An 11865-nucleotide genomic window follows, 5' to 3' on the forward strand; every position below is an offset into this window, starting at 1 on the left:
CCTCACCTCCCTCTCTCCAAATGCCGTTCATCGTTTCCATCAAACTAGATTCAGATGTCTTTTCAAGGCTTCCACGCCTGGGTCATTCGTTAAAGAAATCCAGAAAAACGGTTTTGTGACACCAATCTTTTTAAACTGCTGAGCTGCCTGTAAGGCATTTTCCGGAATCAAATCGGTTTTGTTGATGACTCCAATGACTGGGCAAGTAAAAGTTTTAGCAAAACCCGGCGGATAAATCTCAGCCAAACGGGATTGATCAACCATGATAATCAGATGGGATGCCGTTTGCGCCGTGGCAATTAAATACTTGTACATAGAAGGGTTTTCCAGATATGAGCTGGGTGTATCAATCGTATTTTTTCCATAGATGACATCCTGGGTCTTTTTAAGAGGTCTGGTAGTATCGTTTAAGACATTCGCCAGGGTTGATTTCCCGGACTGAGTGGGGCCAACAATCATAATTCGTTTTTTCATGTCCGGGTAATCTCCGCAGGGGTGAACCCTAACAGGGTTTGCAAAGCGGAGTTAATGGCCCTCATGGCTGTTTCCACACTTGCTACATCCCCGGAAATAACGAGGGAACCCGTAAAACGATCCAGGAAACCGATATCCACATCAGCAGTTTTCGTCGCAATATCGGCGGCGATAATAGCCGCCTCACCGGGAGTAAGGGTTGAAATGCCAATAGCTCCTGTTTCTTCAATACCCAGACGTTCATAAAGCCCTGGTACAGGGGAAGCTATGATATGGGCCAGAGTGACTTGCTTGCCCGGCACCGATTCCTGGATAATCCGTTTTTTATCAAACTCATCCAGCCCGCTCATAGAACCCCTCCCATCGGCAAATACTCGTTAATGTCTGATCACTTCCACCTGAAAATCATAACCTCTTAAGGACTCTTCAATTCTTGACAGCTCTTCGTCTTTAAAGCTCAAATCATCGCTAATGGGATAAATCATGTCCAGCTGCTTGTATTTGTTGATACCCAGTTTATGATAAGGAAGCAAGTCAACCCCCCGAAAGTTTTTGTAATGTTTGAAGGATTGCAGGAATTCCATGGTTCTGGCGATAGTCTCTTCTCTATCATTCAATCCTTTAATCAGCGGCATCCTGACCCTGACATTAAATCCACGGCGTATAAGTTCCCTTAAGTTTTCCAAAATCTGTTCGTTGCGCACTCCTGTGAGTTCATAATGCCGGTCGGAATCAATATGCTTAATATCGTATAAAAACAAGTCCGTGAACTGTGCAATCATCAGCAGAGCATCCTGCTTGACATAGCCTGAAGTCTCAATGGCCGTATGGATTCCCAGGCGCCGGCATTCTGTCAACAGGTTAGCAGCGAACTCCGGCTGGGCTGTAACTTCCCCGCCGCCCAGAGTTACTCCACCCCCTGAACTCAGATAAAAAAGCATATCCTGCTGGATAATTTCCAGCACCTCGGAAATGGTTTTATCCGACCCGGCAATAGAAAGGGCTTTTCTGGGACAGACTTTTTCGCATTTCCGGCAGCCGATACAATCAACGCCTCGATTCACCTGATGCCTGGGACCTAATCTCTCAGTTTCTGACAACCGGTCTTCTCCATTCTGGAGATCATGGATCCGGACGGGGCATTCAGAAACACATTTACCGCAGTCAATGCACAAGTCTTCTTGGAACATCACTTGATACTTTCTTTGCAGTCCCTCGGGATTGGAACACCATTTGCACCTTAAAGGACACCCTTTGAAGAAAATCAGTGTTCTGACTCCCGGTCCATCATAGATGGAATATTTCTGGACATTGAAGATTCTCGCTTTTCGTTCTAAGCTGCTCATGGTTTCCCTACTCATAATGCCCCATCCCTTAGGTTTTGTCCCTCACCGTTTATGATCCTCTTAAAAATGCTCCAGCACCGTTCTGCTGATAATCTCATCCTGAACCTCTTTGCAGAGCTCTACGAAATAGGCACTGTAGCCGGCAACCCGGATAATCAGATCCCGGTACTTGTCCGGTTCAAGTTGGGCTTTCTTCAACACTTCATTGTCCACATAGCTGAACTGCATTTGACCGTTACCGAGAATGGAAGCGGTTCTGAGCAAGGTAATCAGACCGTTTTCCCCTTCCGGCGTTTCCAAAATACCCCGCAGCAGTTTGAAATTATGAACCATACCGATATTCATAGATTCACAGCTTAACTTGCTTACGGATTTAATAATCGCTGTTGGTCCCAATTTATCTGCACCCTGGGTGGGGCTGATTCCATCGGACAAAGGCGTCCAGTCCAGACGTCCATTAGCTGATGCCCCGGTAATTTCCCCGATGGGTGTGTTGTTGGAAATGGAAAGAGTACCATGGGTAAAATGAGAATAAAGCATTTTAAAGGAATGATGGACCCGCTCCGTCCAGTTAATAATGTCCGCCGCTATTTCGTCAACATAATCATCGTCATTCCCATACTTAGGAGCATTCAGGCAATCCGTCCTGATCCCTTCATACCCTTCAAAGTTGGCAGCCACAGCGTCCCGGATTTGTTTGAGGGTATATTTTTTGTCTTCAAAGACCAATTTCTTAATAGCCGCTATAGAATCGGCATAGGTCCCTAAACCTGAGAAAATCAGTCCCGGGCCATAATTAATCATAGCCCCGCCGCTGGTAACATCCGCTCCTTTTTCCATACAGCCTTCCACAAGAAGTGACATAAGAGGTTTAGGAGCCAGTTCTCTGTGAACCCGCTGGCTGATCAGGGTTCCGATCGCGGATAAGCGAATAATGTGCTCAATTTGTTTTTTACAGGCAGCCTCAAACTCTTCAAAGGTCTTGAAGCTATCCAGATCTCCAGTATCAATCCCTTCCACAGTGTTGCGCCATTTCATCACACCGCGGTTGAGAACAAATTCAATAGCGATAGGCCACTGGGTGTATCCTGTAGAAGTCCATTGATAAATCCTTCCGGACTTTTGCGGTTCTACACAGCCCATCAGGCAGTAATCCCGTGAATCTTCAATGGAGAATCCTTTAGCCAGCATCATTTTGATGTGAGTATCATCAAAATGACAGGCCGGGAAGCCCAGTCCGGCTTTGACAACGTCAACAATCTTTTTTAAATACCCTTGGGGCGATTTATTATGAATTCTGCAGGCCAGGGAAGGTTGATACATTTTTGTAAAACGAACCGCATCCATAATCAGATAGGTCAGATCATTGGTAGCATCGCCGCCGCTTCGCTTCTGCCCGCCGATGGTTACATTAATAAAGGGCTGATAGCCGGCAAAATACTTGGCTCCCAATTCACTGGAAAGCCACATCACTTCCGAGCATTTAATGATAAAACAACTCATCAGCTCAAAAGCCTCAAGCTTATTCAGGCGGCCGGCTTCCATGTCCGCTTTAAACATTGGATAAACATATTGGTCCAAGCGCCCGATGGAAATCCCCGTTTGATTTTCTTCTACCACAAACAATGATTCCAAAGTCCATATGGATTGAAGGGCCTCATGGAAAGAACGGGGCGGATTAGCCGGAACATGGGTTAGGATATCGGAAATTTTATAGAGTTCTTTTTGCCGGACTGCATTGTATTCTCTGCCAGCCAACTCCCTTGCGTAATCAGAAAGTCGTTTGGCATAAGCCAATACGCCGTCACAAGTCTCAATCTCCGCTTTATAAAAATAGATCTTGTCAATATCATCCGGGTTTTCCATGGATAATTTGCTTAATTTGTCCACGGCTTCTTGTCTTATCCCATTAATACCTTTTTTAATCAGGAGAATGTCATAACCCGGGCAGGTATCCCCGCCGCCGTTAACCTGGTGATAGGAAAGATCACTGACAAAGGATTCCCCTGAAAAGGACCACAGGCCGGCTTCTTCATATTGCTGCTGGCAAATCTCATCCAAGCTCTTACCTTCCCAGAAAGGGAAGACCTCTTCACGCAAAATCCGCTTATCTTCCTCGCTGATTTGAAAAGGGTCCTGGGGTCGGGTTGACATTGTATCCAGCTCATCCCGGATCCACCGCCAGGCAATATCCGGGGATACGGCACCGGCTCGCGCTTTCCCGCAGGGATGTCCCACAATCAGTTCATCCTCTTGGATCACCAGGGGAGCTGTCTCACAAGCTCTTCTGAAGCATTTAGCCCGCAATAAGATTTTCGGCAAACCAGGGTTTTCTTTGGTCACTTGGGTAAAAGCCCGGGCACGATAGGTACTAACGCTTGGTTTAACCTTTAAATAGGCTGCTTTCAATCGTTCCAAACGCGGTGTCAGTCCCGTAATTTCTCCTTCAAATACCGGAGATTTGGCCTCACTGCTAACTTCAAAATTGTTTGCAGCCAAGCCTTTAGAAATCCCCTGAAACAGTTTCATAATCAGAGCTGTTTCTTCCGGGGATAAATTTTTAGTTGCATCCGCAAATTTATTGGAAAACTCTTTGATGTCCAACCATCTTTCCTCCTTTATTAACGTCATTAAACAGGATAGTCTTTCATGCCGCTGCTGGTTCTTTTGCTGTTAAGTAAGCTGCTCAAGTAATTTCCCCAGCAGACCTATCAAATCAGAGGAACCTTCCATTGTATTTTGATTGGCAAACATAGGAACCTTCATGGTTTCATCAGCTTTTTCGGCTTCCACGCCATTAGTAACATCCTCTAAATTCCGAACACCGTAGCCGACTTTCCGGATATTAATCAGGTTTAGCGGTGAAACATTATCAGAGGTGAATCCTCCGCCTGCTGCCCCGCAGCCCAAAGTCAATGCCGGAAAGAGATTGGTGGTTGCTCCTATCCCGCCCAGGGTCGCTGGAGTATTAACCAGCACTCTGGATACCGGTTTTTTCAAGGCAAATTCACGAATCACCTGTTCGTTTTCGGAGTGGATAACCAAGGTATGCCCCCGGCCTTCAGTAAGAAGTAATTCTATACACTTTTCACAAGCGTTCATCCAGTCATTCTCAACGAAAAATGCCAGAACGGGAAAAAGTTTTTCTCGTGAGTAGGGATTGGCGGCTGACACATACTTTTGTTCTGAAATAAGCACTTTTGTGTCTGCCGGGACAGATAAGCCGCTTCGCCGGGCCAGCTCCAGGGCCGGTTTGCCGACAACTTCCGGATTCAAGCTGCCGTCAGGACGAAAAAATAGTTGGCTGAGCTGTTCCGCTTCTTCTTCCGACATGAAGTAGGCTCCATTGTTTCTGAGCTCTCGCCTTACCTCATCGGCAATACAGCCCTCTGCGACAATGGATTGTTCAGAGGCTGACACAATGCCGTTGTCAAAGGTTCTGCTGGCAATAATTTGTCTGACGGCTTTTTTAATATTTGCCGAACGCTCAATAAAGGCAGGTCCATTACCCCATCTTCGGCACACCCGTAACTAGAATCAGCGATGTGTCCTTGTGATTCATTAGAGCAACGGTGCCGTCCACCGCAAGAGTTCGCAAATACCCGATAGCCCCGTAAGGGAGACCGCTTTCTTCCGCCGCCCGCATTAGGATATCGAGGGTCTTGGTGATGGTTTTCTTAGCTTTAGGATGTGGAGAAAAAACTATAGCGTTACCGGACTTTATGGCAATCAGCGCTTTATAAATGGTCGTCGATGCCGGGTTGGTTGAAGGCGGTAAGGCAACAATCACTCCAACCGGTACGCCGATATCCATGGTTAGGTTATCTTTGTCTTCACTTATGATGCCGACAACTTTCATGGTTTTGAGCTTCTTATACAAAAAATCACTGGCAAACACATTTTTAAGGAATTTATCCTGCCATTTTCCAAACCCTGTCTCTTCCTGAGACAACAAAGCAAGTTCTTTGGCGTATTTATATACTGTGCCGGCCATGTTATCGACAATTTTATCCAGTTTTTCCTGAGGGAAAGCTGCTAGAATCTTTTGAGCCTCCCGGGCATTCTCCACAAGAATCCGAGCCTCTTGGACGGAGAGCAAATCATTGTCCATTCTATTCATGCCTAATACTCCCCCCTTTCCCCTACAGCCAACGATTTAACATAAACCTAGTTACCAATCTAAAACGTATCGCGCAATGATTTTTTCTACGTCCGCATGGGGCCTGGCTATAACATTGGAACAGTAGATTTTTCCTACTTTGCTGGCTTCTCTGACTCCGGCTTCTACTGCAGCTTTGACCGCTCCCACATCGCCGCGTATAACCACAGAAATCAAGCCCGAAGCTACATTTTCATAGCCGACCAATTCTACATCCGCAGCTTTGCACATGGCATCTGCTGCTTCCAGCACCGAAACCAGGCCATACGTTTCTATGAACCCTAAGGCACCATTTGTGTCCACACGGACTCCCCTTTCCAAAACAATCAAGGATTACTCTGCATCAATGTCATGTGCCGTAACAATTTTCCCTACCCGGCTCACAGGCCTGGGCATAACATGGTAAGCAGTAACTTCACCAATCGCTGCCGCTGCGACTGCACCGCTTTCCACAGCCGATCTAACCGCTGCTACATCACCCTTAACCATCACCGTCACGAGCCCGGAACCGACATTTTCATAAGAAACAAGGACAACATCTGCAGTTTTACACATGACATCTGCAGCTTGAATTGCCGGGACCATCCCTCTTGTTTCTACCAGGCCTAAAGCCTCTTCACCATAGTATTTCATCGAAACAACCCCTTTTTATATAATCAACCAGTCAAGGATTGTCGGTTTATATCTTTTTATGAGTAATAATGTACTTTAATAATAGCGTATGAAGAAAAAATTTTTTTGAAGAATTTATAGCTTTAATTGGATTATCAATATCTTAAACTTTAATTTATAGTATTATTAAGCTTTTCTTGCATTATTAAGATGTTTATTTGCTTTTTAATCTTAAAAAGCAAACCGAAAGTTCCAAACAATCAAAAGAACCCGTAGACCTAGAAGCTAGGGTAGCTTCGTCCACAGGAGTGAACCCATTGCATGGAGAGGCGGTAAAAGCCTACAAAGCCGGCGCGTGGAATGCGGAGCCATGGTTCACCTCAGGTACTACCCGGAGGTTTGGCACGAAAGTGTCCGGTGGACATTTTCGCTCGAAGCGGCTATCTCCAAAGATTACTTATCCGCTGAAGATAGCTCGCGCGCCGACGAGTAGGCGAGCCTAGCAATGCTGGGTACGAAGACACTGTCTTCGCACGAATTAATTTTCTTGCACGGATGTGGCGAAACTGCCCGAACCAGGAATATTCTCATTTCATTATTTGATAGCCTATCCATTGATTTTATAATTCATTTTTGCTAAAGTTAATTAACTATTAATCTAAAATTCTGTATAGCAACTGGTGGAGATATAAATGAGCATGGAAGAATTGGTCCAGGAAAAGCTTCGCCAAGCCTTTCGGGATGAAAGCATTGTCTTTGACAAGTCTCGCTTTGCCGGAGGGCTTACCAACTACAATTACATAATGAACATTAACGGTGTGGATTATGTGATTAGGCAACCCGGCGGCATGACTGATCAAATTATTGATCGGAAAATTGAAAGAATCAATAATCTCCTCGCTTCAGAGTTCGGGGTAAACTCTGACTGCGTCTATTTTGATGAATCCTCTGGAATTAAGATCAGTACCTATGTAAAAAACAGCCGTAACATGGCTCTGGCTGACCCTAGCTTGCCGCACAACTTAGAATCAGTTTCTAGTTTGATGAAACAAATTCACTCTTTCCCAAGCCATTTCCCCAATCGCTTTGATTGGCTCTCCGAACTTCTAAAGTATGAACAGATTATAAAGCAGCTACACGGCAGCTTTTTCTTTGACTATATAAATTTAAAAGAACAATTAGTCTCTTTTATCCAAAAAACTATTAAAAGTACCATTTTGGCTCCCTGTCACAATGACACTGTTCCTGAAAATTTCCTCATTGACGATAAGGGGCGAACCTATTTGGTGGACTGGGAATATTCGGGCATGAATGATCCCTGCTGGGACGTAGCTGCCTATATTCTCGAATCTAAATTACCCGATGAGGCAATCCAGCAATTAGTTCAGTTCTACTTTAACCGGCAACTCACTCCTATGGAGGAACTAAAAATCAAAAGCTTCATGATGGCCCAAGATTTGCTTTGGACAGCCTGGGCATTAATCAGACATTATAACGGCGACGACTTCCTTGAGTATTGCTGTATTCGCTATGATCGCTTCCGAAAAAATATTAAAGCTATGACGAATTCACCCCAATGGTCCTTAGCCAGTATGGTCACCAGTTAATTATTGCTAACTCGCCAACTCTTTTTTTCAACTCAAAAACCCCGTCGATAGCAGTTATAATTACTCCTATTGACGGGGTTTACACATTGTTTCAAAATCCTTTATTTTGTCTTTTGGGAATTTATAATCATCCCAACGGCCATAATTACGGCAAAAATAATAAGATAACAGCCTACAGTTTTTACCCCATGAGCATAGAATGCTGCAATCACCATAAAAACACAGGCACAGACAGCGAGAAAGGGCATAATAAAACGTCTGAAAACGTTTAAAGATTTTTCTTTTGCCATCAGCATTAAAAAGATCGGAATATACATAGCATAAATCGTTACAATAGGAAGCTCCGAACTATCAAAACTAAATGGGCCAAACCAAGGAACCGGTGTCAGATTGGCGCCATAGAAATAAAGAAGCCATACACCACTGAGAAGAAGGCCAAGAATTGAGGAATTTGTCGGCATATTGGTATTTTCATCAATACATTTCAATACTTTTGTTGCGGGGCCCATGTCTCTGGCAGCCAAAGAATAAAAACCACGAGTACAACCCATCATTAAACCATTTAGTGTTCCCAGACAGGAAATCACAACGAAAACAAATAAAACGGTACCACCGGCGTTAGAGAACACTGTGGAAAAAGCGAGCTTTGCCCCTGCTTCTCCGCCTTTCATCATGACACTGTTGCTAACCGCTCCGGCAAGTCCTGTATAGTACAGGATGTAAATCAAAGCAACAAATATGGTTCCAAAGGTGAGTGCCAGAGGAAGATTTTTTTTGGCATTTTTTAGTTCAGCATTAATGCTGGTTGCGATAATCCATCCCTCATAGGCGAAGGCGGTAGCAACAACCGCCGTAAAAAGCGGGCTGTTTGTCGTCACATTGGAAATTACACCACTGGTAAAGTTACTCACCAAAACCCCGTTACTAAGACCGACAATGGTTCCCACAACTGCCATTAGCGCAAGTGGGATAATCTTGATAATCGTCGTAGAAACCTGAAACTTACCGGCAAGCTTTGGGGAAAGGGCGTTCATTGCATAGCTGCCAATTAAGAAAAATCCGGAAATGGCCATTGCTTGAGGTCCCACTATATCCCATCCCAACAAGACACAAGTGTATCGTGCCGAGACCCAGGCAAGTACCGAAGTAAGAGTGGGGTAGTAAATAGCCGCCATAAACCAACCGATAAAATAAGCATAATTAGTGCCAATGGTTGCTTCAGCGTAGTCAACAATCCCATTCACTTTTTCATATCGGGTGGCCATGGTAGCAAAGACATAGGCACAAACTACCATGATAATTCCGCCAATAACCCAGGCTAAGATACCCTGGGGAAGATTACCGCCGGTAGCGGTTAAAACTTTCTCCGCTTTGAAAAACACACCGCTGCCGATGACAATACCGATAACCATAGCTATAGCAGTCATGAGGCCGTACTTTTTCTCTAGTCCGTTTTCCATAGTTCATCTCCTCATCGCCAAAATAATTGTAGAAATTTATATTATTACCAGAAATACTGTAACATATCGTCGTAAAAAAATAAATCCTTGACTTTTTCAATCTCTTGGTTTCAAAGGTTCCGAAATCCATTGAAGGTTAAGACTGTTTATGTATTATGGCAGGGAAAAACCTTGAGGTGGCTCAATAACTACCTCAAGGTTTTAAAAATTCCCCAAGACATTGCCTCCATTCACCGGGCAATTATGGAAATCTTTAAGTTAGTCAAATAAATGGCAGGCTACAAAATGACCGGGAGACACTTCTCTAAAGGCCGGCTCATTGTGCTTGCAATCGTCAAGCTCCTTAAAGCAGCGGGAACAGAAACGGCAGCCGGCGGGAGGATTAATGGGACTGGGTACATCGCCCTGCAAAATTATCCGTTCCTTCTTATGCTTAGGATTAATCACTGGAATTGCGGAAAGCAAGGCTTGTGTATAGGGGTGTAAAGGATTAGCGTAAAGTTCTTTTTTAGGTGCAATCTCCACCAGCTTACCCAAATACATGACCCCTACCCGATCACTAATATGCTTAACGACATTCAAACCATGGGCAATAAAGAGATAGGTCAGACCAAACTCTTCCTTCAAATCACTAAGCAAATTTAAGACCTGTGCCTGAATAGACACATCCAGTGCAGATACCGGCTCGTCGCAGACAATCAGCTTAGGCTCAACTGCCAGGGCCCGGGCAATCCCCACACGCTGGCGCTGACCTCCGGAAAATTCATGGGGGTAGCGATTACGCTGATGGCGGGCCAGCCCGACACAGTTTAGCAGGTAGATGACCCGTTCTTCCACTTGATCCTTGGGAAGCAGGTTATTGATAAGAATCGGCTCAGCAATGATATCCCCAATAGTCATTCTGGGATTTAAGGAAGCATAAGGATCCTGAAAGATCATTTGGATATCTTTACAGTAGGACCGGCGCTGTTCTTCCTCAAGAGAGGTAATATCCTTTCCTTCAAATACTATCTTACCTGATGTGGGTCTATACAGATTAACGAGAATTTTTCCGAGGGTAGTCTTACCGCATCCCGACTCGCCGACAAGACCAAAAGCTTCCCGTTTGTTGATGGCAAAGGACACTCCGTCAACTGCTTTTAAGGCAGCAACCGGCTTGCCAAAGAAGTTCGTGTCAATAATAAAGTGCTTTGAAAGGTTTTGAATATCCATCAACACTTCGTTCATTTTCCAGCCGTACCCCCTTCTTCATATAAAAAGCAGCGCACTTTTCGTCCCGACACTTCTTTCAATTCCGGAATTTCTTTAGTACAGCGTTCCATACTGTGATCACAGCGGTCGGAAAAGGCACAACCCTGGGGCATATTCAAGGGATTTGGAACCATACCTTTAATCATATATAAACGCTCTTCACTCTCATCATCAATTTGGGGAATTGACTGCATTAAACCCACTGTATAGGGATGAAGTGGTTTCTCAAATAAACTCCTGACATCCGCTTCTTCCACGATTTTCCCGCAATACATGACAATCACCCTATCTGCCGCTTCGGAAACTACGCCTAAGTCGTGGGTAATCAGCATAACTGCCATGTTGAATTTTTCTCTCATTTTATAAAGCAGTTCCAGAATCTGAGCTTGAATTGTGACATCCAGCGCCGTAGTTGGCTCATCAGCTATTAACAATTCGGGCTCACAAGCTAAGGCCATTGCCGTCATTACCCTCTGGCGCATACCGCCGCTCATCTGATGAGGAAAATCATTGGCACGTTGGGCTGCTGACGGTATTCCTACTGTATCCAGCATCTCAATGGTTCGCGCCAAAGCCTCTTTTTTAGAAATCTGCATATGAGTCATGATACTCTCCATAATCTGATCTTTAATGCGCCAGACCGGATTAAGGGAAGTCATGGGTTCCTGAAAAATCATGGAGATATTATTGCCCCGTATTTTTTTCAGTTCGTTTTTATTGAGTTTATTTAAATCCTGAGATTTAAAGAGTATCTCACCGTCGGCAATTCTGCCGGGTTTTTGCAGCAGGCCCATAATAGACAGGGAGGTTACGCTTTTTCCGGAACCGGATTCACCGACAATGGCCAGGATTTCTCCCTTATCTATTGTAAAGCTGATATCATCCACAGCCTTAACAATGCCGCGCTTCAGCTTAAACTCCGTTCGTAAATTTTTTACTTCCAGTAACATTACCGT

General features: G+C 44.6%; 10 protein-coding genes and 1 pseudogene. 1 reads left to right on the forward strand and 10 read right to left on the reverse strand.

Annotated features, from left to right (window positions below; all coding sequences use genetic code 11):
• Positions 1–39: 39 nt before the first annotated feature.
• The 7 genes and pseudogenes from DESOR_RS26065 to DESOR_RS26095 form a co-directional block, all read right to left on the reverse strand.
• The gene (locus DESOR_RS26065) at positions 40–474 is read right to left on the reverse strand and encodes a EutP/PduV family microcompartment system protein (protein WP_014187596.1); all 435 of its coding nucleotides are present in this window, start codon (positions 472–474) and stop codon (positions 40–42) included.
• Positions 471–824, reverse strand: a complete 354-nt coding sequence (eutS, locus tag DESOR_RS26070) for an ethanolamine utilization microcompartment protein EutS (protein WP_014187597.1) — start codon at positions 822–824, stop codon at positions 471–473. The genes DESOR_RS26065 and eutS overlap by 4 nt, the downstream gene beginning before the upstream one ends.
• Before the next feature lie 27 nt (positions 825–851).
• Complete coding sequence (cutD, locus tag DESOR_RS26075) at positions 852–1835, reverse strand: choline TMA-lyase-activating enzyme (protein WP_042331704.1); 984 nt, start codon at positions 1833–1835, stop codon at positions 852–854.
• Between the two features lie 45 nt (positions 1836–1880).
• Entirely contained in the window at positions 1881–4424 is a 2544-nt protein-coding gene (gene cutC / locus DESOR_RS26080) for a choline trimethylamine-lyase (protein WP_014187599.1), read from the reverse strand.
• A 69-nt stretch (positions 4425–4493) separates the two neighbouring features.
• Positions 4494–5940, reverse strand: a pseudogene (locus DESOR_RS28485) (aldehyde dehydrogenase family protein).
• Positions 5941–5991: 51 nt separating this feature from the next.
• Positions 5992–6282 (reverse strand): BMC domain-containing protein, encoded by a 291-nt coding sequence (locus DESOR_RS26090; protein ID WP_014187600.1) that lies wholly within the window; start codon positions 6280–6282, stop codon positions 5992–5994.
• A gap of 30 nt (positions 6283–6312) precedes the next feature.
• Positions 6313–6612: a BMC domain-containing protein gene (locus tag DESOR_RS26095; protein ID WP_014187601.1), complete on the reverse strand. Its 300-nt coding sequence runs from the start codon at positions 6610–6612 to the stop codon at positions 6313–6315.
• A 671-nt stretch (positions 6613–7283) separates the two neighbouring features.
• Here DESOR_RS26095 and DESOR_RS26105 point away from each other — a divergent pair.
• The gene (locus tag DESOR_RS26105; protein WP_014187602.1) at positions 7284–8198 is read left to right on the forward strand and encodes a phosphotransferase; all 915 of its coding nucleotides are present in this window, start codon (positions 7284–7286) and stop codon (positions 8196–8198) included.
• A gap of 101 nt (positions 8199–8299) precedes the next feature.
• Here DESOR_RS26105 and DESOR_RS26110 read toward each other — a convergent pair whose 3' ends face one another.
• From DESOR_RS26110 to DESOR_RS26120, 3 genes are all read right to left on the reverse strand, one after another.
• Positions 8300–9658, reverse strand: coding sequence for an APC family permease (locus DESOR_RS26110; protein ID WP_014187603.1), 1359 nt, complete (start codon positions 9656–9658; stop codon positions 8300–8302).
• Positions 9659–9916: 258 nt separating this feature from the next.
• Positions 9917–10885, reverse strand: a complete 969-nt coding sequence (locus tag DESOR_RS26115) for an ABC transporter ATP-binding protein (protein ID WP_014187604.1) — start codon at positions 10883–10885, stop codon at positions 9917–9919.
• On the reverse strand, positions 10882–11859 hold the full coding sequence (locus tag DESOR_RS26120) for an ABC transporter ATP-binding protein (RefSeq protein ID WP_014187605.1): 978 nt from the start codon (positions 11857–11859) through the stop codon (positions 10882–10884). Before DESOR_RS26120 ends, DESOR_RS26115 begins: the two co-directional genes overlap by 4 nt.
• Positions 11860–11865: the final 6 nt, after the last annotated feature.

This window comes from Desulfosporosinus orientis DSM 765 (genome assembly GCF_000235605.1).
GTDB classification, from domain to species: Bacteria; Bacillota; Desulfitobacteriia; order Desulfitobacteriales; family Desulfitobacteriaceae; genus Desulfosporosinus; species Desulfosporosinus orientis.